The sequence below is a fragment of the Leptospira ellinghausenii genome (assembly GCF_003114815.1).
In the GTDB taxonomy this organism is placed as follows: Bacteria; Spirochaetota; Leptospiria; order Leptospirales; family Leptospiraceae; genus Leptospira_A; species Leptospira_A ellinghausenii.
In genome coordinates, this window is record NZ_BFAZ01000003.1 from 233,924 (window position 1) to 259,013 (window position 25,090).

The following is a 25,090-nucleotide window of genomic DNA, read 5'->3' on the forward strand; positions in this document are numbered from 1 at the left end:
CAGACACTAGGTCGATACAATTACAGTAGAAATAATTTAGTCAAAAACGAATTATATTTCTGCTAGTTCGGCACTGCGAAACGACACATAATTGTCGTTAAATGGAATTTCCACTCTGGCTACTGTTCTGTCTTCGTGAGTGATGATACGAAATAGGTTAGGGTCAACACCTTCGTTTTTGAGAAGGATCATGATGAGGGCAATTCCAAGTCCAGCACCTTCTGTATTGTCCATATTGTCCATGTAAAATTCAGCGATGTCATTATAACCCATGGACTTTTTCATTTTTTCTCTCATCCGAACTTCTTCCGTTTTGATGACGGGAGTGTTGTTTGTCACTTCCACAAGGAGTCCGTCCAAACAATAGTGGAATTTGATTTGCACATATACACCGCGGGCCAGGCATCGTTTCCCATATTCATCTGCCATTTTCTCTGAGAACTTTTTGGAATACTCTTTGATCCCTTGGAAATAATCTGCTTCATCTGTAATGTCGAGTCCTTCATCTTCAAAAAAGACTCGTTTTTGGTTGGCTTTGATTCCGTTGATGGTGAGTTCTTTGGAAATGGTGTACAACATTTCCACAAATTGAGATTGTCCCACTTCGTTTAGGATATGAGTGATGAGCCCAAGCACATACTGTTCCAACTGGCGATTCATCCGAGACGAGCGGACGACGATTTTCGATTTTGCCTTTACTAAATCGGGGATTTGTGCTTCTAATTCTACAAAGGGTTTCGCCACGAATCATTCCTTATACTGTGTGAGTTTCTCCCACATGGTTCTATTATCGAACCGGGAAATCCACAACTAAAATCAGACTGGAAAATCACCAAATTTCCTGTTTTTTTACCATTTCCAGGAAATAAACTCATTTTCCATTGACCAATGAGCCTCATTTAAAATAGTGTAAAAAACCTAGCCTCGCTTGGAAACCCGCGCTTGGGTGGGAAACGTTTGCCCTCTTAGCTCAGTGGTAGAGCACTTCCATGGTAAGGAAGGGGTCGCCAGTTCAAGCCTGGTAGAGGGCTTGTTTAGGGCTGTAGTTTAATGGTAGAACTAGGATCTCCAAAGTCCTTGGTGGGAGTTCGATTCTCTCCAGCCCTGCCAACTACGGAATATAGAATTAGAGAAACAGGACAAGGATCAATGAAAGCTACGAGTTTCATTCAGGAATGTAAAGCAGAACTTGAAAAAGTACATTGGCCTACGCGCCAAGAAGTGGTGAGTTCTACCGTTGTAGTCCTAGTTACAGTATTTATCTTTTCCTTATTTTTATCAGCTTCGGATTTTGTTTTCTTGAAACTGTTAAAGTGGTTCTGGGCATTAGGAACATAGGTAGGGAAGTGGGCGATTCTTTAGATAAAAAATGGTATGTGCTTCAGACTTATTCTGGTCATGAGAATAAGGTGAAAACTAACATTGAAAAGATGGTCCAACAACAAAAGCTGGAAGACCAGATCTTTTCGGTGAAAATTCCTTCAATGGAAGTTGCCGAAATGAAAAACGGCAAAAAGAAGGTCACGAAGAAAAAACTCATGCCGGGTTATGTTCTCGTTGAGATGAATATGACGGATGACCTTCGGTTTAAAATCCAGAACTTACCTTCTGTGTCTACGTTTGTAGGCGGAAAAGGAAAAGGTCCGGAACCACTTTCACTCGATGAGATCAAGAATCTCTTCAGTGATGTGGGAAGTGTGGAATCGGAAGAAGTATCACGACCACGTTTCCTCTTCAAAGTGGGCGAAACATTGAAAATTATAGATGGTCCGTTTGCCAATTTCACTGGGCTTGTAGATGAAATTTTCCCTGACAAAGGAAGGCTTCGTGTCCGAGTCGAAATTTTTGGAAGATCCACTCCTGTGGAGTTGGATTACCTCCAAGTAAAATCGGAACAATAGAACTGATAGATTGACTTTTAGTAAGGAACTTGAAACGAGATGGCTGCAAAGAAAGTAGTAAAACAAATTAAACTCCAAGTAGAAGCAGGGAAAGCAAACCCAGCTCCTCCGGTAGGACCTGCACTTGGTCAGGCCGGACTCAATATCATGGAATTTTGTAAACAGTTCAATGAGAGATCAAAAAACCAAATGGGGCTCAAACTCCCGGTGGTGATTACTGTTTATTCCGACAGAAGTTTTACATTCGTCACTAAATCACCTCCAGCTGCTCTTCTTGTCATGAAGGCACTTGGGATTCCAGGTGGATCTGCTACTCCTCACACTGTGAAAGTAGGAACGATCAAACGCGCACAACTAGAAGAAATTGCAAAAACGAAGATGGAAGACCTCAATGCGAACGACTTAGATGCAGCAGTGAAAATCATTGCTGGAACTTGCCGTTCCATGGGTGTTAACGTCGAGTAATCATTAGGAAACGGGAACCGAAGTCATGAAACGCGGCAAAAAATACATCCAACTCAAAGAGAAAGTCGATCGCACAAAGGCTTATACCCTTGGTGAGGCAGTCGGTTTAGCGAAAGCGACCAGTTACTCAAAGTTCGACGGGACTTTAGAGATCTCTACTAAAATCAATTATAAATCTCTTCAAAACGTAAGAGGGACAATTTCTCTTCCTCACGGAACTGGAAAAACAATTAAGGTTTTGGTTTTCTGCAAAGGAGACAAACAAAACGAAGCAAGAGAAGCTGGTGCTGATTTTGTTGGCGATATGGACCTGATTGAAAAAGTTTCTGGTGGATGGACTGATTTTGACGCTTGTGTGGCAACTCCTGATATGATGAAGGAAGTTGGTAAACTTGGTCCAGTTCTTGGTCGTAAAGGCCTTATGCCAAAACCAAAGGCAGGAACTGTCACTACTGATGTAACAAAAGCAGTGAAAGAACTCAAAGCGGGTCGTATTGAATACCGTCCTGATAAAGGGGGAGTGGTTCACTTAGGAGTAGGAAAATGTTCCTTCTCAGATGATAAACTTTCTGATAACATCAATGCTGTTGTTGCAGCACTTATGAAAGACAAACCTTCCGACGCGAAGGGAGATTATCTTAAGTCTTTCTCTGTAGCAGCGACTATGGGAATCGGCGTGAAAGTCGATGTAAAAGAACTAGTAAACGCTAACATATAACGAGTAAGAACAATGGCAAATCCATCTAAAATTGAAGCAGTATCAGAACTTAAGAGTCGTTTGGAAAAACGACCTAACTTTATTTTAGCATCTTACAGCGGTTTAACTGTTGAAGATATGTCTAACCTTCGTGCGAAACTTCGCAAAGAAGGATCAGAGATGAAGGTGATCAAAAACAACCTTTTTCTCCGTGCATTAAAAGAGTCTTCTGAACATAAAAACAACTCCATTGATTTTGGGGATGTTTACAAAGGGCCACTTGCAGCGATTTTCTCTCTGGATGCACTTCCAGCAGTAGCGAAAGTTTGTAAGGACTTTGCAAAAGATAAGAAGGAACTCGAAATCAAAACCGGCTATATGGACGGTGAGGTTTTGGGTAAGTCTGGAGTAGAGGCGATTGCTGGACTTCCGTCCAAACAAGAACTTCTTGCGCAAGTTGCTCGTGGGATCAATGCTCCTGCAACGCAAATTGCTTCTGGAATCAATCAAATCATGGCATCATTGGCTCGCGCCATCAATGCTGTAGCCGAGAAAAACGGCAATTAGTAATCATAGTGATTAGTAGGATAAGGAGAATATAGATGTCTGTTGACGCGCTATTAGAACAAATTGGAAGTCTTACATTAGTTCAGGCTGCTGACCTAGTGAAAAAGATGGAGGAGAAATTCGGGATTTCTGCTGCTGCACCGGTTGCGGTAGCGGCTGTTGCGGGTGCAGGTGGTGGCGCTGCTGCTGCTGAAGAACCAGCAACTTTCAATGTTATCTTGAAAGCACACGGTGACAAAAAGATCGACGTTATTAAACTCGTTCGCGAAATCACTGGTCTTGGATTAGCAGATGCGAAAACTCTTGTGGAAGCTGGTGGAAAATCAGTGAAAGAAGGGGTTTCTAAAGATGAAGCTGCTGATATTAAGAAAAAACTCGAAGGTGTTGGGGCTCAAGTAGAAGTTGCTGCTGCCGGTTAATCGGTTGCCAATTTTTAAACCCAGTCTTCAAAAACTTAGAGGCAGGGAGGCCGTAGGCGTCCCCACCTCTATTTTTTCGTTTATCATACCATCTATTATTTTGACGTCTCTAGGGAGAGTATTCCATGCATACCCGAATGCAAATTAGAAACCGGGTAAATTTCGGTAAAATTACCGACCTCAATTTACTTCCTAATCTTATCTACGTACAGAAAAAATCCTTTGATTGGTTTCTCCAGTCGGAAGTGAAAGATCCGACCAAACGTTTAAACCAAGGGTTGGAAGCAGTTTTTCGTGAATCTTTTCCAATCGAATCACCAAACAACGATATGGTCATGGAATATGGCCATTATGTGTTAGGGGAACCGAAACGTGATCCTCAAGAATGTAAGGACACAGATTCTTCTTATGCGGTTCCACTGAAAGCAGTCATTCGACTCATCATCAAGGACACAGGTGAAATCCGCGAACAAGTTGTCTATATGGGTGACTTACCTGTGATGACAGACCACGGTACTTTCATCATCAACGGTGCAGAAAGGGTAGTGGTTAGTCAGCTCCACAGATCTCCTGGTATTTTCTTTTCTTATGACCAAGTGCGAGATACATTCTCGGCTCGTGTGATTCCTTACCGGGGTTCTTGGTTGGAATTTGAGATGGACAACAAAGGTATCCTTGTTGCCAAAATCGACCGTAAGAAAAAATTTCCGGCTACCTTACTTGTAAAGGCTATGGGAATGGGAACAAACGAAGAAGTATTACGTTTGTTTTACGGTTCCAGTAAAATGAAGATAGCTGGTGCCAATCCAAAAGACCTCAAACGTCTGATTGGTCGCCGAACCATCGCTGATATCATCAACATGGAAACAGGCGAGGTCATGCTCGATGCTGGTTCCAAAATCAATGAGGATAATATCTCCATCCTTCGTGAAATGAAGGTAAAAGATGTGGATGTCATTGAATTTCCAAAAGGAAAAGACAATCCAGTTCTCATCAACTGCCTGGAAAAAGACGGAGTCAACGACTACGAAGATGCTGTGAAAAAATTTCACACCATCATGCGTCCGGGTGAACCTTCTACAATTGAGAACGCAGAAGCAGAACTCAAAAGGCTCTTTTTCTCACACAAAACGTTTGATTTGGGTGTCGTAGGTCGTTACAAAATCAATAGCAAATTTGAATTCAACAATCCTAAAGAATTCTCAAAAGCTGATGACAGAGTTTTAAGAAAACAAGACATCATTGAAACGGTTCGTTACCTTGTGATGCTAATGTCTGAGGCAGAAAACTACTACCCAGATGATATTGACCACTTAGGAAATAGAAGGATTCGTTCTGTGGGTGAGCTCATTGCAAACCAATTGAAACTAGGATTCTCTCGGGTAGAACGTGTCATCAAAGAAAGAATGACCGTTCAAGAGCCTGAACAACAAACTCCGCAACTTCTCATTTCCATCAAACCAATCACGGCTGTGATCAATGAGTTTTTTGGATCTTCTCAACTTTCTCAGTTTATGGACCAAACAAACCCACTAGCGGAACTAACCCACAAACGTAGGTTAAACGCTCTTGGACCTGGTGGTCTTTCTCGTGACAGAGCAGGTTTCGAAGTTCGTGACGTTCATTATTCTCACTATGGTCGTATGTGCCCAATTGAAACACCGGAAGGTCCAAACATTGGTCTCATTCTATCCATGTCTAGTTTTGCAAGGGTTAACGATTATGGATTCATTGAAACTCCATACCGCCTTGTCAAAAATGGAAAAGTCCAAAAACAAGTAGAGTATCTCACTGCTGATAAAGAAGAATACCACTATATGGCGCAGTCAAATTCGACTGTGGATGAGAAGGGAGAATTTACTTCCAAACTCATTTCCACTCGCCACAGAGGGGACTTCCCGTTCCGTAGCCCATCTGAGATCCAGTACATGGACCTTGCTCCTTTACAAGTTGTGTCTGTATCCACAGCTCTCATTCCATTCCTCGAACATGATGATGCGAACCGCGCTCTCATGGGTTCGAACATGCAACGCCAAGCAGTTCCACTTCTCACAGAAGAAGCTCCTTTTGTGGGAACTGGTATGGAAGCTCGTGCAGCTTATGACGCTGGTGTTTGTATCGTAGCGAAAAAAGACGGTGTGGTATCCAAAGTGGATGCAACAGGAGTCTGGGTGAAAGAAGACCAATCCAAAGAGATTGTGCACTACCCGCTCATTAAATTCAAAAAAACAAACCAAGGTACATGTTTTAATCAAAAACCAAACGTGTCCATGCTCCATACCACAACTGGTGGTAAGGTGAGTAAGGTTTCCAAAGAACGGATCGAAGTGACAACTCCGAATGGTGAAAAGGAAACTCACGAATTGGTATTATCGGAAGACGTACAATTCCATGCTGTTGTCAAAGAAGGACAAGATATCGGAATTGGAGCTCCAGTTGCCGGCCAGATCATCAAAGGGGAAAAATACGGTGAGTTCGGACAAATCCTCCAAAAAGGAACTGTCCTTGCGAATGGTCCTTCCACTGACGCTGGTTATTTGGCACTTGGACGTAACGTCCTTGTGGCATTTATGCCTTGGGAAGGTTATAACTTTGAGGATGCGATTCTTATCTCTGAACGTATCATCAAAGACGATGTTTTCTCTTCCATTCACATTGAAGAATTCGAAATCCAAGCTCGGGAAACCAAACTCGGACAAGAACAAATCACTCGTGACATTCCAAACCTTTCGGACAAAGCCTTCCGTGATTTGGATGAATCAGGTGTGATTCGTGTGGGTGCTGAAGTAAAACCAGGTGACATCCTTGTTGGTATGGTGACTCCTAAAGGGGAAACTGACCTCACTCCAGAATATAAATTATTACACTCTATCTTTGGAGAAAAGGCAAAAGAAGTAAGAGATTCCTCTCTTCGTATGCCAAACGGTTTTGAAGGAACTGTGATCGATATCAAACGTTATTCCCGTGAAACTGGCGATGAACTCGCTGCTGGCGTGGAAGAAATGGTGAAAGTGTATGTGGCTCGTAAACGTAAACTCCTTGTGGGTGATAAGATGGCGGGTCGACACGGAAACAAAGGGGTAGTTGCACGTGTGATGGCACAAGAAGATATGCCATACATGGAAGACGGAACTCCCGTTGATATCGTTCTGAACCCTCTCGGTGTTCCTTCCCGTATGAACCTCGGTCAGATTTTTGAAACACAACTTGGTTTCGCTGCGAAAAAACTAGGGATCAATTTTGAAACACCTGTTTTTGATGGAGCGAGTGAAGGTGATGTTCACGAATTCTGCCAAAAAGCAGGTTTACCAGGAAACAGCAAATTTCAGTTATTCGACGGAAGAACAGGTGAAAAATTCATCAACCAAGTTTTCTGCGGATACATTTACATGTTAAAACTGGCTCACTTGGTGGATGACAAAATCCATGCAAGGTCTACCGGACCTTACTCACTCGTAACGCAACAACCACTAGGTGGTAAGGCGCAGTTCGGGGGACAAAGGTTAGGGGAGATGGAAGTTTGGGCTCTAGAAGCGTATGGTGCATCACACACCTTACAAGAGTTACTCACCATTAAGTCAGATGATATGTTAGGTCGTGCAAGAATTTACGAAGCGATTGTTAAAGGTATCCACTCGATTAAACCGGGTATCCCAGAGTCCTTCAACGTTCTTGTGCAAGAACTCCGAGGTCTAGCACTCGATATCATCATCAAGGACTCCGAAGGATTGGAAGTGGATATCTCTGATTACGAAGATGAATTCTCGAAAAACAAAAAGAAAATCAAATTCGAGACCATTGAAAACGTTTAGGGAAGGGAAAAAGTATGAGAAATTACAATAGTTTTGAATCGATTACGATCCGTTTGGCATCACCCGAGCGGATCAAAGAGTGGTCGTTTGGGGAAGTCAAAAAACCTGAAACGATTAACTACCGTACCCTAAAACCGGAACGAGATGGTCTTTTCTGCGAAAAAATCTTTGGAACCACAAAGGATTGGGAATGTTACTGCGGTAAATTCAAATCCATCCGTTATAAGGGTGTGGTTTGCGATAAATGTGGTGTTGAGGTAACTCACTCCAAAGTACGTCGTGAAAGGATGGGGCATATAGAACTTGCAGCCCCAGTTTCGCACATTTGGTACTACCGATCGGTTCCATCTCGTATGGGACTCCTTCTCGATATGACGATCAACCAACTCAAAAGTGTTCTTTACTTTGAAAAGTATGTGATCATTGACCCAGCTGATTCCGGAAGGAACAGAGGGGAACTCATCGATGAAGATGAATACCACAATTATTTAGATGAGTACGGTGATAAGTTTATCGCAGGGATCGGTGGGGACGCCATCAAAGAACTTCTCGCACGCATTGATGTGGACGCAGAAGCTCGTGTGATCCGCCAAAAGATCCAAGACAAAAACAAAATCTCTGACAAACGTATTTTTAAACGCCTCGAAGTTTTAGAAGCATTCCGTGATTCTGGAAACCGTCCTGAGTGGATGGTGCTTGATGTAGTTCCGGTCATCCCACCAGAACTTCGCCCGATGGTGCAACTCGAGGGGGGACGTTTTGCGACTTCCGACCTTAACGATTTGTATCGCCGTGTGATCAATAGAAACAACCGACTCAAACGACTTCTTGCACTCAAAGCTCCAGAGATCATTGTTCGAAACGAAAAACGTATGTTACAAGAAGCAGTAGATGCTCTTTTTGATAACAGCCGTCGTAAACGTACTGTGAAAGGAAAAGGAAATCGTCCGCTTAAATCGATCTCCGATATGCTCAAAGGAAAACAAGGTCGGTTCCGCCAAAACCTACTCGGGAAACGGGTAGATTATTCTGGTCGTTCGGTGATCGTTGTGGGTCCCGAACTCAAATACCACCAAATGGGTCTTCCTAAAAAAATGGCTTTGGAACTTTTCAAACCATTCATCATGAAACGCCTTGTGGATTTGGAACTTGCACCAAACATCAAATCTGCGAAGAAAAAAATAGAAGCCGAAGACAAAGAAGTTTTTGATGTATTGGAAACAGTTGTTAAAGAACACCCAGTGCTCCTTAACCGTGCTCCGACTCTTCACAGACTTGGAATCCAAGCATTTTTACCAGTCCTTGTAGAAGGAAAAGCAATCAAACTCCATCCACTCGTATGTCACGCGTTTAACGCCGACTTCGACGGGGACCAAATGGCTATCCACGTACCTCTTGCTCCAAAAGCACAGCTTGAAACTTGGATGCTTATGTTATCTCCGCATAACATCTTAAACCCTGCAAACGGACAACCGATTTGCGGACCAACACAAGATATCGTTCTTGGAATTTATTACCTCACTTCTGAAGTCAAAGACGGAAAAGGAGAGGGTAAATTCTTCACAGGTCTCGAAGAAGTGATGTATGCGATTGAAACAAAAACCGTTGAGATTCGCTCCAAAATTTCCGTTCTTCACGAAGGGAAAATCATCGAAACTACACCTGGAAGACTTATCTTCAACCAAGTGATGCCAAAAGGGTATGTTTATATCAACAGAACCCTCGGTGATAAAGAAACAAACAAAATCATTGCAGACGTATACGAGAAGTTTGGACCAGGGATCACAGTTGTGATGTTAGATGAAATCAAACGACTTGGTTACCGTTACGCGACTGTATTTGCTCCTACAATTTCCATTGATGACATCCGAGTTTCTCCTCAAAAAGAAGGACTCGTAAATGATGCCAACAAAGAAGTTGAAAAAGCGGATATGGAGTACCGTAAAGGTATCATTACAAACGAAGAACGTCGTAAAAAAGTAATCGAAATTTGGACCAAAACCAATGACCGCATTACCGAAGGGATGTTCAAGGAACTCGAAAAAGACCAAGCGGGATTCAACCCGGTTTACGTCATGGCAGCTTCTGGTGCTCGTGGGTCAAAACAACAGATCCGTCAGCTTGCTGGGATGCGGGGCCTTATGGCGAAACCGTCCGGTGAAATCATCGAACTTGCGATTCGTTCGAACTTCCGTGAAGGTCTTGGTGTATTAGAATTTTTTATCTCCACACATGGTGCAAGAAAAGGTCTTGCGGATACTGCCTTAAAAACAGCCGATGCGGGTTACCTCACTCGTCGTCTTGTGGATATTTCCCAAGACGTGATCGTTTCAGAAGATGATTGCGGAACAAAAGCAAATATCACTCTCGGAATCGTAAAAGAAGGGGAAAACGTAATTGTTTCTCTTGCGGACAGAGTGTTCGGCCGTTACACAGCTGAAGACCTTGTAGACCCTGTGACAGAAAAAGTGGTATTTCCAAAAGATACACTCATCACAAGAGCTCTTGGCCAACAGATTGAAAACCTTGGTTACGATAAAATCAAAGTAAGATCGCCACTCACTTGCCGTTCCCGTCATGGAATTTGTACAAAATGTTACGGTATGGACATGGCTCGCCTGGTGCCTGCTGAGATTGGGGAAGCAGTTGGAACCATTGCAGCTCAGTCCATCGGCCAACCTGGAACACAGTTGACCATGAGAACCTTCCACGTGGGTGGTGCGGCTTCCGCTACCATTTCCGAAAGAGAACATAAAGTTCCTTATCGTTCGATCGTAAAATCAATTAACGGTCGTCTTGTGACGAACGCAAACTCTGCAAAAGTTTTTGCTCGTCGCGGAACCATCATCGTAAACCGACTCATCCAAGAGTTCAACACGGAGTCTTTATCCAGTGTTCGAATCGTAGATGGACAACGTCTAGAAAAAGGGGAAGTGTTCGCAACGCAAGTGGGTGAATCCACAGAACAACGAATCACTTCTGACCAAGCAGGTGTTGTTTCCCTCGTCGGAACTACACTTCGTATTCTAGGGGATGACATTGTCATTCCAGTCAAAATCGGAACCATCTTAAAAGTAGAAGAAGGTCAAATCGTTGAGGAAAACAAAGCCCTTGCTGAGTTTGACCCTTTTAACGAAGTGGCTGTTTCGGAAACGGCAGGAACGATTCAATGGGAAGATTTGGAAATTGGTAAAAACGTTCGTCGTGACGTAGACCCTAAAACATCCAATATCATTTTAAAAGTAGTAGAACAGAAAAAAGACCGTCTCGTTCCAAAAGTGATCGTTGGATCTGATAGTTATTCAGTTCCAGTAGACGCACTTCTCCAATTCCAAAATGGGGACAAAGTTAGAGAAGGGGATATCATTTTCAAAATCCCATCGGTTGCTGAAAAAACTCGTGATATCACGGGTGGTCTTCCAAGGGTAGATGAACTTTTCGAAGCACGTCGTCCAAAAGACGCCTGCACACTTGCTGAAATTGACGGAAAGATTGAAGACAAAGGAGAAATCGTAAAAGAAAAACGAATTCTCTACATCATTCCAGAAACGGCAGAACAAGAAAAAGTAAAAGTTGCCATCCCAGTTGGAAAACAAATTCGTGTGCGCCAAGGTGACTTTGTGAAACGAGGAGACCAGTTGGATGAAGGAAACTTTGATCCACATGATATCCTTGCGATCAAAGGACCAAGTGCCCTTCATGAATACTTAGTGTCCGAAGTGCAAGAGGTATATCGTTTACAAGGGGTTCATATCAATGATAAACACATTGAAGTTGTGGTTCGTTCCATGCTTCGTAAGGTGATCATCACTGATAGTGGGGACACATCGTTCGTAAACCAACAACAAGTGGATAAATTCCTCTTTGACGAAGAAAACGACCGAGTGGAACAAGAGGGTGGATCTCCTGCACAAGGAACACCAGTGCTTCTTGGTCTTACCAAAGCATCTCTTAACACTGAGTCTTATTTCTCAGCAGCATCCTTCCAAGAAACCACTAAGGTTCTGACCGATGCGGCTATCAAAGGGAAAACAGATAACCTAATGGGTCTGAAAGAAAACGTCATCATTGGTCACATGATCCCTGCGGGAACGGGTATGAAAAAATACCGTGACATTGAAGTTTTCAAAGAAATGCCTGGGGATTTGGATTGGGACTTGGAATCAGAAGATGAGGAAGAAGAAGTATCTGAAATTTCAGAATCAGCTCCAGTTTCGACTGCCACTCTTTCAAGACTTGTGGCGGAGGAAGATGAAGACGAGGATGAATTAGAAGAAGAAGCTGACGACTCAGATGATGAGGACGATGACGATTAGTCACTAAAGAAATCTTCTAGAAATCATCCAATTTGGATGGTTTCTAGGGACAAAAATCATGTTTTCGTTTACAAAATGTCCCTGTCTGGAATTTTGGACGAAAACGTCATTATTTTTTTAAATAGAGAAGTAGAAGAAGGAATCGAATGCCTACAATTAACCAGCTCATCCGCATTGGAAGAGAAGACCAAAAGAAAAGAACTAAATCTCCCGCTCTAAAGGCATGCCCACAAAGACGTGGAGTTTGCACAAGAGTGATGACTTTCACTCCTAAAAAACCTAACTCGGCTCTTCGTAAAGTAGCAAGGGTTCGTTTGACAACAGGAATTGAAGTCACAGCATATATCCCAGGCGAAGGCCATAACCTCCAAGAACACAACGTGGTTCTCATTCGTGGGGGAAGGGTAAAAGATTTACCAGGGGTTCGTTATCATATCATTCGTGGAACACTGGATACACTCGGTGTGGACAAACGTCGCAAAGGACGTTCTAAATACGGCGCGAAGCGTCCTAAAGCGTAATCGGAGAAAGGTATATGTCTAGAAGAAGAGGAAAAGTTGAACCGCGCCACATCGAAGGCGATCCAAAATACAACGACAAAGTGATTTCGAAGTTTATCAACTGCCTAATGGTAGATGGTAAAAAAAGTGTCGCTGAAGCTGTGTTCTACGATGCATTAGAAGTTATTGCGAAAAAAACAGGACAAGATCCTTTTGCTGTTTTCCAAGAAGCTTTGGAAAATGCAAAACCACAAGTGGAAGTAAAATCCCGCCGAGTGGGTGGTGTCACTTACCAAGTACCAATTGAAGTTCGTCCAGAAAGACGTCTCGCACTTGGAATCAGATGGCTGATCAAATATAGCCGTGGCAGAAACGAAAAATCTATGAAAAACAAATTGGCTGCAGAATTCATGGAAGCCCAAAAAGGCACAGGATCTGCGATCAAGAAAAAAGAAGACATCAGAAAGATGGCAGATGCCAACAAGGCATTTTCTCATTACCGCTGGTAATCCCTTTTATTCGATTCCAAACATTGATAAGCCAGGTTTTATACCTGGCTTTTTTATTTCTACATTCATCCCATAAACCATGATCTACCGCACAGTTGGCATTTTTGCTCATATCGATTCTGGGAAAACTACCCTCACCGAACGAATCTTATTCGAAGCTGGTAAAATTTCCGCTGTTGGAACCATTGAAGATGGGAATACCGAATCAGACCAACTCCAAGAAGAAATTGAAAGAGGGATCTCTATCCGTACCACTTTCCATGTTGTCCCTTGGACAACAAGTTTTGGAACATTTGAAATCCAACTCATCGACACTCCTGGTCATATCGATTTTCGAAACCAAGTGACGGACCTTCTTCCCGCAATGGAATCTGCGATTGTCATTTTGGAAGCAGGTACAGTTGTACAATCCCAAGCAAGGTTAGTGATTGAAGAGTTACGAAAGGCAAAGATCCCCATCGTTTTTTTCATCAACAAATTGGACCGGTTTGCAGAAGACTACCTTGATACACTCGTTTCGTTGGAAGAGATATTACAAATACCTCCCGTATCCTTATTCCAAAAAGGAGACCATGGTTGGGAATACTACTTGCAAAACGAAAGAGTTTTTACCAAAACCACGAAGGAAGAATTACTCGCATGTGATGAAGAATTACTGTTAACATTCTGGAAAGAAGAAAGCGAAACATCGGAACTACCAAAATTTTCCTTACAAAAGGGGACAGGGGAAGGGAAACTTTTCCCAGTGTATGGTGGTTCTGCCAAAACCGGTGAAGGGGTTCGTGAACTTCTAGATCTTGTTTTGTGGACAAATCCAAAGGAGATTGAACCAATTTCTCATTCTCCACTCCTTGTTCTGTCAAGAAGGACAGATCCACAAATCGGTCGTTATGCGGTCATTTGCCCAACGATTTCATTACCAACCGAGAAGGTGATGGAAGTCCTTCTTTTCGCAAAGGAAACACAAGACCAAACCAAAAGGGAGAAAACCATCCCGATTGGTTACGATACTAACCTCTCCCTTTCTTTTTTATCAGCAGAAACTTTGGAAGGAGTAGGTTCCCTTACCAAAGGAAAACTTGCACTCGTTCGGGAAAATGAACATTTCCAAATGGAACCAGGGAATCCAGTTGTATACCTAGCGAGTGTGTCCAACGCAAACAGTTCCAAACACACAATTTCGGAACTGAGTCCGTTTTCTGTGGTGTTAGAACCAGAGATGACTGCGGAGAAGGATTTTTGGTTATGTCGCTTAAAGGAGTTAATTTGGGAAGATCCCGGTTACCAGCTGGAACTGAAAGAAGAAACTGGACAAATCGTTCTATTTGGCCGAGGGGAACTCCATTTAGATATTGGAATCCGAAGGATTTCCGAGAAAACAGAAAAAAAACTCTCATTTAGTTCGATAAACATTGCCAAATTAGAGCTTTTTAAAAAAATGTCTCATAAGGTTGCCCTAGAGCATCGTGCCTTTGAAGACCAAAAGTCAAGCGGCGCGCTCATCGCAGTCCTGGAAGATACTGCCGATTTTTCGAAGCAAATTGCCTTCGAGGTAAGTCTTCCGGAAGAAGTAAAACATTCGATAGAAACGTCCTTTATGGAAGCCTGCTTACACGGGTTTTACGGTGAGGAAGTTTGTGGCCTGAGACTAAGAGTGCTCTCGTATGAGATGCCTCCGGGGGATTTACAAACCACTCTCACTTTACTCAAAGTAGCAATACTTGCAGGAGTGAAGGAAAGTTTTCCGTCAAACACATATTTGGTTGGTCCCCTCACTGAGATCGAAGTGATGGTAGACGCAAACCATTTGGGTGTAGTTCTTTCTGATCTAAGTCGCAGGAACGCAAAGGTGGTATCCACCTATGAGGCTGTGGCAGGGAAGAGTCACTTAAAAGCCAATGCATCGGCAGAAAACCTGCTTGGCTTTTCAGGGGCTCTTAGAAACATGACCAAAGGGATTGGCATTTCTTGGGAAAGGACTGCTTTTACCTCTGAATTTTATGCAGTTCTAAAGGAGTAAAGAACCGAATATCGGGTCTTGCACCACGATTGAGGAGTAGATTCTAACAATGGCTAAAGAAAAATTTGACCGTTCAAAACCACACTTAAACATCGGAACAATTGGTCACGTTGACCACGGTAAAACTACGCTAACAGCAGCAATCACAACAACGCTTGCGAAGTTAGTTGGTGGAAAAAACAAAGCGATTGCTTACGACCAAATCGACAACGCGCCAGAAGAAAAGGCTCGTGGGATTACTATTGCAACGTCTCACCAGGAATATGAAACTCCTAACCGTCACTATGCACACGTAGATTGTCCAGGTCACGCGGACTATGTTAAAAACATGATTACTGGTGCTGCTCAGATGGATGCTGCGATTCTCGTAGTTTCTGCAACTGACGGTGCTATGCCTCAAACCAAAGAACACATCCTTCTTGCTCGCCAAGTTGGTGTTCCTTACATCGTTGTTTATCTGAACAAAGCAGACATGCTCGCTGCTGACGAAAGAGAAGACATGATTGAGATGGTTAAAGAGGAAATCAAAGACCTTCTTAACAAATACAACTTCCCTGGTGATAAAACACCTTTCATTTCCGGATCTGCATTAAAAGCTCTAGAAGGTGAAGATTCTGACCTAGGTATGAAATCCATTTTGAAATTGATGGAAGCTGTTGATACTTACGTTCCAAACCCTACACGTGTTGTTGATAAACCTTTCCTAATGCCAGTAGAGGACGTATTCTCTATCACTGGTCGTGGAACTGTTGCAACAGGTCGTGTTGAGCAAGGAGTTCTTAAGATCAACGATGAGATCGAGATCGTTGGTATTCGTGATACATCTAAATCAGTTGTTACTGGTATTGAGATGTTCCGCAAACTTCTCGATCAAGCAGAAGCAGGGGACAACATTGGTGCTCTTCTTCGCGGAACGAAAAAAGAAGACATCGAAAGAGGTCAAGTTCTTGCGAAACCGGGTACAATTACTCCACACAGAAAATTTAAAGCGGAAGTTTACGTCCTTACAAAAGACGAAGGTGGACGTCACACTCCATTCTTTAATAACTATCGCCCACAATTCTACTTCAGAACTACAGACATCACTGGTGTTTGTAACCTTCCTGGTGGAATGGAGATGGTTATGCCAGGTGATAACGTTACGATGTCAATCGAACTTATCCACCCAATTGCTATGGACCAAGGTTTGAAGTTCGCTATCCGTGAGGGTGGAAGAACGATTGGTTCTGGTGTTGTTGCGGAGATCGTTGAGTAATCGCAATGGCTGGACAAAGAATTCGCGTTAAGTTAAAAGCTTTCGATCATCGGTTGATTGACCAATCAACCTTTGAAATCGTTGCAACTGCGAAAAGGACTGGAGCTACTGTCTCCGGTCCTATCCCACTTCCAACGAAAAAAGAAATCTACACGGTATTACGTTCTCCGCACGTGAATAAAAAAGCTAGAGAACAATTTGAAATGAGAACTCACAAGAGACTCATCGATATTTTAAATACGAATGAAGATACGGTAGAAGCCCTGATGAAGCTTCAACTCCCTGCTGGAGTTTCCGTAGATATTAAATCCTAAGGATAGGATCCATGGCTAAAGGTTTAATCGGCGAAAAATTGGGCATGGCCCACATATTCAATAACGACGGTAAGATGGTAACTGTTACTGTTTTACGCGTGGGTCCTTGTTTTGTGTCCCAGGTAAAAACTGCTGCGAATGACGGCTACGAAGCTGTTCAATTAGCATTTGGTGATGCCAAAGAAAAACACTTAACAAAGGCCGAAGTTGGACATATTAAAAAGGCGAATATCGCGACTCCTAAAAAAACTTTGGTTGAATTCAAAGGATTTGAAGAAGTTGCAGTGGGTTCAGAAGTGAAACTCGCTGATGTTTTTGCTTTGAATGATACAGTAAAGGTTACCGGAACTTCTAAAGGGAAGGGAACACAAGGTGTTGTAAAACGCCATGGATTTGCTGGTGGTCCTGCTGGGCACGGTTCTCGTTTCCAAAGACACCCTGGTTCGATTGGATCGAACACAACTCCTGGACGTGTGTTCAAGGGTTTGAAGATGGGTGGAAGAATGGGTTCTGAACAGACAACTGTTCGAAACCTAAAAGTAGTAAAAATTGATGCAGATGCTAACTTAGTATTTGTATCCGGTCCGGTTCCAGGAAGGGAACGTGGTATCGTTACGATAGAAAAAATCGGATAGATAGGTAGAACATGAAAGCGCGTAAATACAATAAAGAAGGCGTATTCGTAAGCGAAGTTGAACTTCCGGCAGAATTATTTGCTACCGGCATTTCGCTTGGAGCCATCTATGATGCGGTTAAAGCTGAAAATGCGAACAATCGACAAGGAACACATTCTACAAAAGATCGTTCCGAAGTTCGCGGTGGGGGAATCAAACCTTGGGCTCAAAAAGGAACTGGTCGTGCAAGACAAGGATCCATCCGAGCTCCTCATTTCGTTGGTGGTGGTATCATTCATGGACCAAAACCAAGAGATTATTCCTCTAACTTGTCACGCAGCGTTAAGAAGAAAGCTGTTCTCTCCATCCTTAACAAAAAGGCAGAAGAAAACAGAATCGCGATCATAGAAGACGTAGAACCTTCTTCTTACTCCACAAAGTCCATCTACAATATTTTGAAGAACATGGACATTGCAGAGAAGGGTAACGTGGGATTTGTAGTAGCTGGTGAAAACCAATTTCTAAAAAGATCCACTCGCAATATAGAGAACCTCAAATATGTGAACAGCAAACGTGTCGTTTGCCGAGACATCCTCTATAATAACAATTTAGTAATCTCTGAAAGCGCTTTAAAAGAGCTTCAGGCTCAGTATTCTAAGAAAGGATAAGACAGTGAACCTAGAGAATGTAATCTTATCACCGGTTGTTACAGAAAAGTCGCAAGACCTGCAAACAATTGGAGAACGTATGGGAAAAAGAACTGTCAAGTATACGTTCAAAGTCCACCCGGATGCGAACAAAACTTTGATCAAACAAGCCCTGAAACAAATGTATAACGTTGTTCCAACTGCTGTAAACGTAGCCGTTTACCGTGGGAAAATGAAACGTTTTAGAAACATGCCGTCCCCTAGACCTCACTACAAAAAAGCTGTAGTGACCTTTGCTGACGGAGCAAATTTGGATTTTGCTAAGGTTTAATTATGGGAATTAGAAAACTTAAACCCACAACACAGTCGAGCCGGTATTATTCGGTATTAGATTTCAAAGAAATCACAGAAGTGGTTCCTTATAAACCTCTCACAGCCAATTTTTCTTATAAGGCTGGTCGTGATAATAAGGGACGTATCGCTGTTAGACGCAAAGGTGGACGTAACAAAAGAAAGTTTCGTATCATCGATTTTAAACGTAATAAATTTGGAATCCCTGCAACAGTAAAAACAATTGAATACGATCCAAACCGTTCGTCATTCATTGCTCTTGTCTGTTATGCGGATGGGGAATACCGATACATTTTAGCTCCTAACGGTCTTAAAGTTGGGGATAAAATTGAGTCTGGTCCAAACGCGGAGATTAAACTAGGAAATTCACTTCCATTGGATAAAATCCCTGCAGGAACAAACGTTCACAACATCGAACTCCATATTGGAAAAGGTGGTCAGATTGCAAGAACAGCAGGTTCCTTTGCTGTAATCTCCGCAAAAGACGGTGACTACGTATCCCTCAAACTTCCTTCTTCGGAAATCCGAAAGGTGCGTAAAGAGTGTTTGGCGACAGTTGGAGAACTTTCCAACAAAGACCACAACTTAGTGATCATAGGAAAAGCCGGTCGTAACCGTTGGTTAGGAAAAAGACCGAAGGTAAGAGGGGTCGTTATGAACCCTGTGGACCACCCACTCGGTGGTGGTGAAGGTAGAACTTCCGGAGGTCGTCACCCAGTGACTCCTTGGGGTAAACCTACGAAAGGATTTAAAACACGTAAGACTAGACCGTCTGACCGTTTTATTGTCCAAAGACGTAAGAAAAACAGGAATAGGTAGGATCTAGATACTCATGGCTAGAAGCTTAAAAAAAGGTCCGTTCATCGACGACCACCTCATGAAAAAAATTACCAAGTTAAACTCTGAAGGGAAAAAAACTCCCTTCAAGTCTTGGTCCAGAAGAAGTACCATTTATCCAGATATGATTGGTCATACAGTCATGATTCATAATGGCAAAGCGTTTGTTCCTGTTTATGTGAATGAAAACATGATTGGACACAAACTTGGTGAATTTGCTCCCACTAGAACCTTCAAAGGTCATGGTGGAGACAAAAAAGTAGCGAAGAAATAGGTAGAGTGATGGAAGCAAAAGCAGTAGGAAAACACCTCAGAATTTCTGCCAGAAAAGCTCGCCTGGTTGCGGATGAAGTTCGTGGATACGATTACAAAGAAGCGATAGATATCTTGCGATTTACAAACAAATCGGCAAGTTCAATGATCATTAACCTTCTCAACTCTGCAGTGGCAAATGCCATTCAGATGAATGAAAGTTTGGATCCTAGCTCACTTTATGTTAAAAAAATCTATGTGGATGACGGACCAATCATGAAACGTTTCCGCCCAAGAGCACGTGGACGTGCTTCTCGGATCCGTAAACGCCTAAGCCACATTACCGTTGTTGTATCTGAAATCGAAAAGAAGGTTAGCTAATTTATGGGTCAGAAAGTAAATCCAATCGGACTACGAATCGGAATCACACGTAACTGGGATTCGGTTTGGTTTTCCAAACAAGATTACATCAAAAATCTTCACGAAGATATCAAGATCCGTAGATTCCTTCAGAAGAAATTCAAAAATGCATCCGTTGTGAAAATCGTAATCGAAAGATTCCCTGAAAAAATCAACGTGAATCTCCATACTTCTAAACCAGGTATGGTGATTGGTCAAAAAGGCCAAAACATCGAAGCGGTGAAACAAGAGCTTAAAAAATACGCTGATAAACCGATCGGAATGAACATCATCGAAGTGAAAAAACCAGAAATCATCGCACAAGCGATTGCTGAAACGGTTGCCCTTCAAATCGAACAAAGGATGCCTTTCCGTCGTGTCATGAAAGCGGAACTTCGTCGTGCGATGCGCGGTGGGGTTGAAGGTGTCAAAATCCAAATCTCTGGACGTCTCAATGGGGCGGACATGGCAAGAACTGAAAAGTATATGGAAGGACGAGTCCCTCTTCATACTCTTCGTGCCAAAATTGATTTTGGATTCAAAGAAGCTCTCACGACTTTCGGACAAATCGGTGTGAAAGTATGGACTTATACCGGTGATTACTTCCCAACGAAGGAAGAATCCGATGAAGATAAATACGCTGTAAAACGTAGAACGAGTTAAGAAGTACTAAAGAGAAACCATCATGTTAGCACCTAAACGAGTAAAATTTAGAAAACGCCAAAGAGGGCGCTTAAAAGGTAAGGACGAAAGAGGTTCTTACGTTGCGTTCGGAGAGTTTGGTTTAAAAGCCATTTCCTCCGGTCGTATCACTGCGCGACAAATTGAGGCAGCAAGGATCACTATCAACCGCCAAGTAAAACGAGGTGGGAAATTATGGATCAGGATCTTTCCTCATTTACCAATCACTAAAAAACCTGCCGAAACTCGTATGGGTAAAGGTAAAGGTAACCCTGAGTTCTGGATTGCTGAAATCCGACCAGGACGAGTTCTTTTTGAAATGGCTGGTGTTGATGAAGAAACAGCACGAAAAGCACTCCACCTAGCAGCATTTAAACTGCCAGTTGAAACTTCATTTGTTAAGAGGAACGTTCTATGAAAGACGATTTCAAATCACTTTCTCCAGAAGATTTGAAGAAAGAAATTCTCTCCTCTTCAGAAGAAGTTAGAAAAGCAAGATTCCAATTTGGGGTTACAAGATCTCTTGAGAACCCAAAAGTAATCCGCAATCATAAGAAGAGAATTGCCCAAGCGTTAACTGTCCTTCGTGAGAAGGAACTAGCTGCCAAAGGTAAACTCAAACAAATCGCACCGAAAGCTGGTTCGGCTCCAAAAGTCGCAAAAACAAGCAAAGGTAAGAAGAAGTAGGTTATGGAAGATAAAAACTCTAAAAAATCTTTAACCATTCAAGGTGTAGTTGTGAGTGATGCTATGGATAAAACCGTAGTGATCGAAATCATCACAAGAAAAGTGCACCCACGGTTTAAGAAAATTATGACCAGAACTTCTCGAGTGAAAATTCACGATGAGAAGAACGAGTGTCAAGTTGGTGATCGAGTCATCGCTGTGGAAACAAGACCACTTTCTAAACAGAAACACCATAAACTTGTAAAGGTAATTGAGAAGGCGAAATTAGTATGATCCAACAAGAAACTATTTTACAAGTAGCCGATAACTCGGGTGTGAAAAAAGTCATGTGCGTTAAAGTGCTTGGCGGTTCCAAAAAACGCTACGCAACGCTTGGTGACGAAATCATCGTCGCTGTGAAAGAAGCACAACCTGCATACGGACTTCGTGACGGGCAAGGAAAGAAAGTGCATAACAAAGCGGTTCAAAGAGCCGTTGTCGTAAGAACGAAAAAAGAAGTTCGTCGTCCAGACGGAACTTACATCCGTTTTGATGACAACGCGGTTGCCATTATCGATGATAAAGGTAACCCAAAAGGAACAAGGATCTTCGGACCTGTTGCTCGTGAACTACGTGATAAAAAATACATGAAAATTATATCTCTAGCTCCGGAGGTTCTCTAAAATGGCGACTAAGTTAGCATATAGAGGTTCCGAGCCTACTAAATTCAAAAAAACAAAAATCAAAAAGGACGATGAAGTTCTTGTGATTTCTGGAAAAGAAAAAGGAAAAAAAGGGAAGGTTCTTGCTGTTGATAAACGTAAAGACCGTGTTTACATCGAAGGTGTGAACAAAAGAAAAAGATTCGTTCGCCCAACCCAAGAAAACCCTGGTGGTGGTGCGATTGAAATCGAATTCCCGATCCATATTTCCAATGTGATGTTTCACGACGCAAAAGCAGAGAACAAAGCGAAGCCAAAGAAGAAAATTAAGGCTGTACGCTTGGGCTTTGCTGAGAAGGATGGTAAATCCGTACGAGTGACTCGACCTGAAGGGAAAGAAGTATAGATATGGTACCTAGGCTTAAATCAAAATACGAAAAGGAAATTCGTCCTACACTCCAAAAGTCACTCGGCTTCCAAAGTGTAATGCGAGTTCCAAAATTAGAAAAAATCGTAATCAACGTAGGGATGGGTGAAGCTCACACAAACCCTAAGGCAATGGAAGCATGTCTTGTGGAAATTGGCCAAATCACTGGACAAAGACCTGTGAAAACTTTCGCTAAAAAATCCATCGCGGGTTTCAAAGTGAGAGAAGGAATGGTGCTTGGTTGCAAAGTGACTCTACGTGGACATCATATGTATGAGTTCCTTGATCGTTTCATCAACGTTGCCCTTCCAAGGGTTCGTGACTTTCGTGGTGTTAGCCCGAAGGGATTTGATGGCAGAGGGAATTACAACCTTTCTGTTAGAGAACAGATCATTTTCCCAGAGATCCAATTTGATAAAATCAATACGATCTATGGAATCAATATCACTTTCGTAACGAACACGGAAGTGGACAAAGAAGCGTTCGAATTATTCCAAGCCTTCGGTATGCCTTACCGAGCGGCAGGTAAGTAGGAGATTACTCATGGCGAAAAAATCAATGATGGAACGCCACGCCAAAGAGCAAAAATTCAAAGTGAGAGAGTACAATCGTTGCCCTCTTTGTGGTCGATCACGCGCTTATTTGCGCCGCTTTGATATGTGTCGTCTTTGCTTCCGGGACCTTGCTAGCAAGGCTCAGATCCCCGGTGTGAAAAAGTCCTCCTGGTAATTAGGTTAAGGTAAGATATGAGTCTTTCAGATCCAATCGCAGATATGCTAACAAGAATTAGAAACGCACAACAAGCTAAACATGAGCTTTGTGTGATTCCTGGTAGCAAAATCAAAAAGTCCATCCTAGATCTTCTCAAAGAAGAAGGTTTTGTAGATGATGTCCAAACTGTAAAAAATGGAAGTTTTGATGACTTCCAAGTAAAATTGAAATACGACACAGAGAAAAAACCTGTGATCCGTATGATTGAACGTGTTTCCACACCAGGACGTCGGGTGTACATCCAATCCGGTGAAATCCGTCCTTTCCGAAATAACATCGGAACACTCATCCTTTCGACATCGAAAGGTGTGATGACGGGAAAACGCGCTCGTAAACTCAGAGTAGGAGGGGAAGTTCTCTGTAAGGTATTCTAGAGAACGATAACACCATGTCTCGAGTTGGAAAAAGTATCATCAAATTGCCTGCAAAGGTAGAAGTTAAAGCAGATGCAGAAGCCCTTACAATCAAAGGGCCATTAGGGGAATTAAAAACTCCACTTTATGAAGGTGTCGGAGCAAACGTGGAAAACGGCGAATTGGTGTTCACAAGAAAAAGTGAAGACCAGAAGACAGTGGCTCTCCACGGTCTCGTTCGTTCCCTTGCGATGAACTGTGTAAAGGGTGTCACAACTGGTTGGGAAAAAAACCTAGAAATCACTGGGGTCGGTTACCGTGCGCAAAAACGTGGTAAGGATCTTGTGATGGCTCTTGGGTACTCTCACGAAGTGGTTTTTCCTGAGCCAAATGGCATCAAAATCGAAGTCGCAGATCAGCTCAAAATCAAAGTATCGGGCATTGACCGACAACTGGTTGGACAAGTTGCGGCTGACATTCGTTCCAAAAGACCTCCGGAGCCTTATAAAGGCAAAGGGATCAAATATCAGAACGAATACATCCGTAGAAAGGCCGGAAAAACCGGTAAGAAGTAGAACGTCATGATCAACAAGACAGCTAAAAATAGTAAAAGATTGAGAAGAGCGGAGAGAGTTCGATACAAAATCCGCCAAACATCGGATAGGCCTCGGTTAGTGTTTAATAAAACAAACCGTTACCTGACTGCACAAATCATAGATGATGCAAAAGGTGTAACACTTGTATACGCAACCACTCTCGAGAAAGATTTTCCGAAACATGAAAATTCTAAGAAGAGTAAATCGGCTGCAACCGAACTCGGTAAAGTAGTTGCTGATAAGGCGAAAAAAGCGGGTGTTTCCCAAGTGGTACTCGACCGTTCTGGAATGGTTTACCATGGAAGAATCGCTGCGTTTGCTGATTCTGCCCGTGAAGGTGGATTGGAGTTCTAAATGATGTTAGAAGAAGAAACAAAAGAATTTACTGAAAAAGTCGTTAAAATCGACCGCGTTGCCAAAGTAGTAAAAGGGGGACGTCGTTTCTCTTTTAATGCTTTATCCGTTGTAGGTGACTCCAAAGGAAAAGTAGGCATTGGATTTGGAAAAGCAAATGAAGTTCCAGATGCGATCCGAAAGTCCATCGAATCTGCAAAAAAGAATTTAAAATCCATTCATTACATTGGTCACACCGTTCCACATGATGTGGTTGGACAATTCAAATCAGCACGAGTGATTTTGAAACCAGCTTCACCAGGAACTGGGATCATCGCTGGAGCTTCTGTTCGTTCCGTTTTGGAAAGAGCCGGGATCCAGGATGTTCTAACAAAATCTTGGGGTTCTTCAAACCCGATGAACATTGTAAAGGCGACTATGGATGCATTACAACAGTTGGAAACTCCGTCTATGGCGGTGAAACGACGTGGTGTTAGCCTCAAACACTTGTTTGGGCAAGATCTATAAGAAGGAATCTGACTATGGAAGAAGTGATCGTAACGCAAGAAAGAAGTTCCATCGGTATCATCCCGATGCACAAAAAAACTCTGATTGCTCTCGGCCTTAAAAAGAAAGGTCAATCCAAAAAACACAAAATGACTCCCCAATTGAAAGGGATGTTACGACAAGTAGGTTACTTGTTGAAAGTGGAAAAGGTATAATAAT

33 protein-coding genes and 2 tRNA genes are annotated in these 25,090 nt (G+C 42.6%); 34 read left to right on the plus strand and 1 reads right to left on the minus strand.

All coding sequences use genetic code 11. The annotated features are described in order from the left end of the window. Positions 1-51: 51 nt before the first annotated feature. Positions 52-744 carry a histidine kinase gene (locus DI076_RS03335; RefSeq protein WP_100728582.1) on the minus strand — a complete coding sequence of 231 codons (693 nt, stop codon included), beginning with the start codon at positions 742-744 and terminating at the stop codon, positions 52-54. Positions 745-959: 215 nt separating this feature from the next. Between DI076_RS03335 and DI076_RS03340 the strand changes: the two genes are divergently transcribed. From DI076_RS03340 to rpmD, 34 genes are all read left to right on the plus strand, one after another. Next, positions 960-1,031, plus strand: a tRNA-Thr gene (locus tag DI076_RS03340). 5 nt (positions 1,032-1,036) lie between these two features. Next, positions 1,037-1,110, plus strand: a tRNA-Trp gene (locus DI076_RS03345). A gap of 39 nt (positions 1,111-1,149) precedes the next feature. Further along, complete coding sequence (gene secE, locus DI076_RS03350) at positions 1,150-1,338, plus strand: preprotein translocase subunit SecE (RefSeq protein ID WP_002973751.1); 189 nt, start codon at positions 1,150-1,152, stop codon at positions 1,336-1,338. Between the two features lie 8 nt (positions 1,339-1,346). Continuing rightward, complete coding sequence (nusG, locus tag DI076_RS03355) at positions 1,347-1,901, plus strand: transcription termination/antitermination protein NusG (protein WP_004783847.1); 555 nt, start codon at positions 1,347-1,349, stop codon at positions 1,899-1,901. Between the two features lie 39 nt (positions 1,902-1,940). After that, a complete protein-coding gene (gene rplK, locus DI076_RS03360) occupies positions 1,941-2,366 on the plus strand; it encodes a 50S ribosomal protein L11 (protein ID WP_100721689.1) in 426 nt (141 codons plus the stop codon). 25 nt (positions 2,367-2,391) lie between these two features. Then, positions 2,392-3,084: a 50S ribosomal protein L1 gene (rplA, locus tag DI076_RS03365; RefSeq protein ID WP_100721691.1), complete on the plus strand. Its 693-nt coding sequence runs from the start codon at positions 2,392-2,394 to the stop codon at positions 3,082-3,084. Between the two features lie 12 nt (positions 3,085-3,096). Beyond that, positions 3,097-3,630 (plus strand): 50S ribosomal protein L10, encoded by a 534-nt coding sequence (gene rplJ / locus DI076_RS03370; RefSeq protein WP_108958614.1) that lies wholly within the window; start codon positions 3,097-3,099, stop codon positions 3,628-3,630. A gap of 35 nt (positions 3,631-3,665) precedes the next feature. After that, positions 3,666-4,049 (plus strand): 50S ribosomal protein L7/L12, encoded by a 384-nt coding sequence (rplL, locus tag DI076_RS03375; RefSeq protein WP_012388946.1) that lies wholly within the window; start codon positions 3,666-3,668, stop codon positions 4,047-4,049. Positions 4,050-4,174: 125 nt separating this feature from the next. Continuing rightward, positions 4,175-7,861 carry a DNA-directed RNA polymerase subunit beta gene (gene rpoB / locus DI076_RS03380; RefSeq protein ID WP_108958615.1) on the plus strand — a complete coding sequence of 1,229 codons (3,687 nt, stop codon included), beginning with the start codon at positions 4,175-4,177 and terminating at the stop codon, positions 7,859-7,861. A gap of 14 nt (positions 7,862-7,875) precedes the next feature. Next, entirely contained in the window at positions 7,876-12,177 is a 4,302-nt protein-coding gene (rpoC, locus tag DI076_RS03385) for a DNA-directed RNA polymerase subunit beta' (protein WP_108958616.1), read from the plus strand. Positions 12,178-12,323: 146 nt separating this feature from the next. Next, entirely contained in the window at positions 12,324-12,698 is a 375-nt protein-coding gene (rpsL, locus tag DI076_RS03390) for a 30S ribosomal protein S12 (RefSeq protein ID WP_004783543.1), read from the plus strand. A 14-nt stretch (positions 12,699-12,712) separates the two neighbouring features. Then, positions 12,713-13,186 (plus strand): 30S ribosomal protein S7, encoded by a 474-nt coding sequence (gene rpsG / locus DI076_RS03395; protein ID WP_015678186.1) that lies wholly within the window; start codon positions 12,713-12,715, stop codon positions 13,184-13,186. A gap of 79 nt (positions 13,187-13,265) precedes the next feature. Next, positions 13,266-15,206, plus strand: a complete 1,941-nt coding sequence (locus DI076_RS03400) for an elongation factor G-like protein (protein WP_108958617.1) — start codon at positions 13,266-13,268, stop codon at positions 15,204-15,206. A gap of 49 nt (positions 15,207-15,255) precedes the next feature. After that, on the plus strand, positions 15,256-16,461 hold the full coding sequence (tuf, locus tag DI076_RS03405; protein WP_108958618.1) for an elongation factor Tu: 1,206 nt from the start codon (positions 15,256-15,258) through the stop codon (positions 16,459-16,461). A gap of 5 nt (positions 16,462-16,466) precedes the next feature. Continuing rightward, a complete protein-coding gene (gene rpsJ, locus DI076_RS03410) occupies positions 16,467-16,775 on the plus strand; it encodes a 30S ribosomal protein S10 (RefSeq protein ID WP_002974412.1) in 309 nt (102 codons plus the stop codon). 11 nt (positions 16,776-16,786) lie between these two features. After that, a complete protein-coding gene (gene rplC / locus DI076_RS03415) occupies positions 16,787-17,410 on the plus strand; it encodes a 50S ribosomal protein L3 (protein ID WP_108958619.1) in 624 nt (207 codons plus the stop codon). 11 nt (positions 17,411-17,421) lie between these two features. Further along, a complete protein-coding gene (gene rplD / locus DI076_RS03420; RefSeq protein WP_100727889.1) occupies positions 17,422-18,057 on the plus strand; it encodes a 50S ribosomal protein L4 in 636 nt (211 codons plus the stop codon). Positions 18,058-18,061: 4 nt separating this feature from the next. Beyond that, positions 18,062-18,367: a 50S ribosomal protein L23 gene (locus DI076_RS03425; protein ID WP_002973792.1), complete on the plus strand. Its 306-nt coding sequence runs from the start codon at positions 18,062-18,064 to the stop codon at positions 18,365-18,367. 2 nt (positions 18,368-18,369) lie between these two features. Then, on the plus strand, positions 18,370-19,206 hold the full coding sequence (gene rplB / locus DI076_RS03430; protein WP_108958620.1) for a 50S ribosomal protein L2: 837 nt from the start codon (positions 18,370-18,372) through the stop codon (positions 19,204-19,206). 13 nt (positions 19,207-19,219) lie between these two features. Then, entirely contained in the window at positions 19,220-19,498 is a 279-nt protein-coding gene (gene rpsS / locus DI076_RS03435) for a 30S ribosomal protein S19 (protein ID WP_002974021.1), read from the plus strand. An 8-nt stretch (positions 19,499-19,506) separates the two neighbouring features. Continuing rightward, the gene (rplV, locus tag DI076_RS03440; protein ID WP_100721562.1) at positions 19,507-19,857 is read left to right on the plus strand and encodes a 50S ribosomal protein L22; all 351 of its coding nucleotides are present in this window, start codon (positions 19,507-19,509) and stop codon (positions 19,855-19,857) included. Between the two features lie 3 nt (positions 19,858-19,860). Then, a complete protein-coding gene (gene rpsC, locus DI076_RS03445; RefSeq protein ID WP_100721560.1) occupies positions 19,861-20,538 on the plus strand; it encodes a 30S ribosomal protein S3 in 678 nt (225 codons plus the stop codon). Positions 20,539-20,560: 22 nt separating this feature from the next. Then, positions 20,561-20,974, plus strand: a complete 414-nt coding sequence (gene rplP / locus DI076_RS03450) for a 50S ribosomal protein L16 (RefSeq protein WP_012388934.1) — start codon at positions 20,561-20,563, stop codon at positions 20,972-20,974. Then, complete coding sequence (rpmC, locus tag DI076_RS03455) at positions 20,971-21,243, plus strand: 50S ribosomal protein L29 (protein ID WP_100721558.1); 273 nt, start codon at positions 20,971-20,973, stop codon at positions 21,241-21,243. The genes rplP and rpmC overlap by 4 nt, the downstream gene beginning before the upstream one ends. Before the next feature lie 3 nt (positions 21,244-21,246). After that, complete coding sequence (gene rpsQ / locus DI076_RS03460; protein WP_012388932.1) at positions 21,247-21,516, plus strand: 30S ribosomal protein S17; 270 nt, start codon at positions 21,247-21,249, stop codon at positions 21,514-21,516. Beyond that, positions 21,513-21,905, plus strand: a complete 393-nt coding sequence (rplN, locus tag DI076_RS03465; RefSeq protein ID WP_002974152.1) for a 50S ribosomal protein L14 — start codon at positions 21,513-21,515, stop codon at positions 21,903-21,905. Before rpsQ ends, rplN begins: the two co-directional genes overlap by 4 nt. Position 21,906: 1 nt before the next feature. After that, complete coding sequence (gene rplX, locus DI076_RS03470) at positions 21,907-22,290, plus strand: 50S ribosomal protein L24 (RefSeq protein WP_108958621.1); 384 nt, start codon at positions 21,907-21,909, stop codon at positions 22,288-22,290. Between the two features lie 2 nt (positions 22,291-22,292). After that, positions 22,293-22,844, plus strand: coding sequence for a 50S ribosomal protein L5 (gene rplE / locus DI076_RS03475; protein WP_100721710.1), 552 nt, complete (start codon positions 22,293-22,295; stop codon positions 22,842-22,844). 10 nt (positions 22,845-22,854) lie between these two features. Beyond that, complete coding sequence (locus DI076_RS03480; RefSeq protein ID WP_012476296.1) at positions 22,855-23,040, plus strand: type Z 30S ribosomal protein S14; 186 nt, start codon at positions 22,855-22,857, stop codon at positions 23,038-23,040. Positions 23,041-23,057: 17 nt separating this feature from the next. Then, the gene (rpsH, locus tag DI076_RS03485) at positions 23,058-23,456 is read left to right on the plus strand and encodes a 30S ribosomal protein S8 (RefSeq protein ID WP_002973604.1); all 399 of its coding nucleotides are present in this window, start codon (positions 23,058-23,060) and stop codon (positions 23,454-23,456) included. 14 nt (positions 23,457-23,470) lie between these two features. Beyond that, entirely contained in the window at positions 23,471-24,010 is a 540-nt protein-coding gene (gene rplF, locus DI076_RS03490) for a 50S ribosomal protein L6 (RefSeq protein WP_100721709.1), read from the plus strand. A gap of 6 nt (positions 24,011-24,016) precedes the next feature. After that, positions 24,017-24,385, plus strand: a complete 369-nt coding sequence (gene rplR / locus DI076_RS03495; protein WP_108958622.1) for a 50S ribosomal protein L18 — start codon at positions 24,017-24,019, stop codon at positions 24,383-24,385. A gap of 3 nt (positions 24,386-24,388) precedes the next feature. Further along, complete coding sequence (gene rpsE, locus DI076_RS03500; protein ID WP_002973816.1) at positions 24,389-24,892, plus strand: 30S ribosomal protein S5; 504 nt, start codon at positions 24,389-24,391, stop codon at positions 24,890-24,892. A 14-nt stretch (positions 24,893-24,906) separates the two neighbouring features. After that, positions 24,907-25,086 carry a 50S ribosomal protein L30 gene (rpmD, locus tag DI076_RS03505; RefSeq protein WP_002974048.1) on the plus strand — a complete coding sequence of 60 codons (180 nt, stop codon included), beginning with the start codon at positions 24,907-24,909 and terminating at the stop codon, positions 25,084-25,086. The last annotated feature ends 4 nt before the right edge of the window (positions 25,087-25,090 follow it).

What these genes read in the sequence shown, in the direction of transcription:
- rplL (WP_012388946.1), top strand. Translation starts at nt 3,666, where the DNA reads ATGTCTGTTGACGCGCTATTAGAACAAATTGGAAGTCTTACATTAGTT.
- rplD (WP_100727889.1), top strand. Translation starts at nt 17,422, where the DNA reads ATGAAAGCGCGTAAATACAATAAAGAAGGCGTATTCGTAAGCGAAGTT.
- DI076_RS03480 (WP_012476296.1), top strand. Translation starts at nt 22,855, where the DNA reads ATGGCGAAAAAATCAATGATGGAACGCCACGCCAAAGAGCAAAAATTC.
- rplP (WP_012388934.1), top strand. Translation starts at nt 20,561, where the DNA reads ATGTTAGCACCTAAACGAGTAAAATTTAGAAAACGCCAAAGAGGGCGC.
- rplE (WP_100721710.1), top strand. Translation starts at nt 22,293, where the DNA reads ATGGTACCTAGGCTTAAATCAAAATACGAAAAGGAAATTCGTCCTACA.
- rplB (WP_108958620.1), top strand. Translation starts at nt 18,370, where the DNA reads ATGGGAATTAGAAAACTTAAACCCACAACACAGTCGAGCCGGTATTAT.
- rplA (WP_100721691.1), top strand. Translation starts at nt 2,392, where the DNA reads ATGAAACGCGGCAAAAAATACATCCAACTCAAAGAGAAAGTCGATCGC.
- rpoC (WP_108958616.1), top strand. Translation starts at nt 7,876, where the DNA reads ATGAGAAATTACAATAGTTTTGAATCGATTACGATCCGTTTGGCATCA.
- rpmC (WP_100721558.1), top strand. Translation starts at nt 20,971, where the DNA reads ATGAAAGACGATTTCAAATCACTTTCTCCAGAAGATTTGAAGAAAGAA.
- tuf (WP_108958618.1), top strand. Translation starts at nt 15,256, where the DNA reads ATGGCTAAAGAAAAATTTGACCGTTCAAAACCACACTTAAACATCGGA.
- rplK (WP_100721689.1), top strand. Translation starts at nt 1,941, where the DNA reads ATGGCTGCAAAGAAAGTAGTAAAACAAATTAAACTCCAAGTAGAAGCA.
- secE (WP_002973751.1), top strand. Translation starts at nt 1,150, where the DNA reads ATGAAAGCTACGAGTTTCATTCAGGAATGTAAAGCAGAACTTGAAAAA.
- rplV (WP_100721562.1), top strand. Translation starts at nt 19,507, where the DNA reads ATGGAAGCAAAAGCAGTAGGAAAACACCTCAGAATTTCTGCCAGAAAA.
- rpoB (WP_108958615.1), top strand. Translation starts at nt 4,175, where the DNA reads ATGCATACCCGAATGCAAATTAGAAACCGGGTAAATTTCGGTAAAATT.
- rpsJ (WP_002974412.1), top strand. Translation starts at nt 16,467, where the DNA reads ATGGCTGGACAAAGAATTCGCGTTAAGTTAAAAGCTTTCGATCATCGG.
- rplF (WP_100721709.1), top strand. Translation starts at nt 23,471, where the DNA reads ATGTCTCGAGTTGGAAAAAGTATCATCAAATTGCCTGCAAAGGTAGAA.
- rplJ (WP_108958614.1), top strand. Translation starts at nt 3,097, where the DNA reads ATGGCAAATCCATCTAAAATTGAAGCAGTATCAGAACTTAAGAGTCGT.
- rpsE (WP_002973816.1), top strand. Translation starts at nt 24,389, where the DNA reads ATGTTAGAAGAAGAAACAAAAGAATTTACTGAAAAAGTCGTTAAAATC.
- rpmD (WP_002974048.1), top strand. Translation starts at nt 24,907, where the DNA reads ATGGAAGAAGTGATCGTAACGCAAGAAAGAAGTTCCATCGGTATCATC.
- rpsS (WP_002974021.1), top strand. Translation starts at nt 19,220, where the DNA reads ATGGCTAGAAGCTTAAAAAAAGGTCCGTTCATCGACGACCACCTCATG.
- DI076_RS03400 (WP_108958617.1), top strand. Translation starts at nt 13,266, where the DNA reads ATGATCTACCGCACAGTTGGCATTTTTGCTCATATCGATTCTGGGAAA.
- rpsC (WP_100721560.1), top strand. Translation starts at nt 19,861, where the DNA reads ATGGGTCAGAAAGTAAATCCAATCGGACTACGAATCGGAATCACACGT.
- rpsQ (WP_012388932.1), top strand. Translation starts at nt 21,247, where the DNA reads ATGGAAGATAAAAACTCTAAAAAATCTTTAACCATTCAAGGTGTAGTT.
- rpsL (WP_004783543.1), top strand. Translation starts at nt 12,324, where the DNA reads ATGCCTACAATTAACCAGCTCATCCGCATTGGAAGAGAAGACCAAAAG.
- rplC (WP_108958619.1), top strand. Translation starts at nt 16,787, where the DNA reads ATGGCTAAAGGTTTAATCGGCGAAAAATTGGGCATGGCCCACATATTC.
- rpsG (WP_015678186.1), top strand. Translation starts at nt 12,713, where the DNA reads ATGTCTAGAAGAAGAGGAAAAGTTGAACCGCGCCACATCGAAGGCGAT.
- rplX (WP_108958621.1), top strand. Translation starts at nt 21,907, where the DNA reads ATGGCGACTAAGTTAGCATATAGAGGTTCCGAGCCTACTAAATTCAAA.
- rplR (WP_108958622.1), top strand. Translation starts at nt 24,017, where the DNA reads ATGATCAACAAGACAGCTAAAAATAGTAAAAGATTGAGAAGAGCGGAG.
- rplN (WP_002974152.1), top strand. Translation starts at nt 21,513, where the DNA reads ATGATCCAACAAGAAACTATTTTACAAGTAGCCGATAACTCGGGTGTG.
- rpsH (WP_002973604.1), top strand. Translation starts at nt 23,058, where the DNA reads ATGAGTCTTTCAGATCCAATCGCAGATATGCTAACAAGAATTAGAAAC.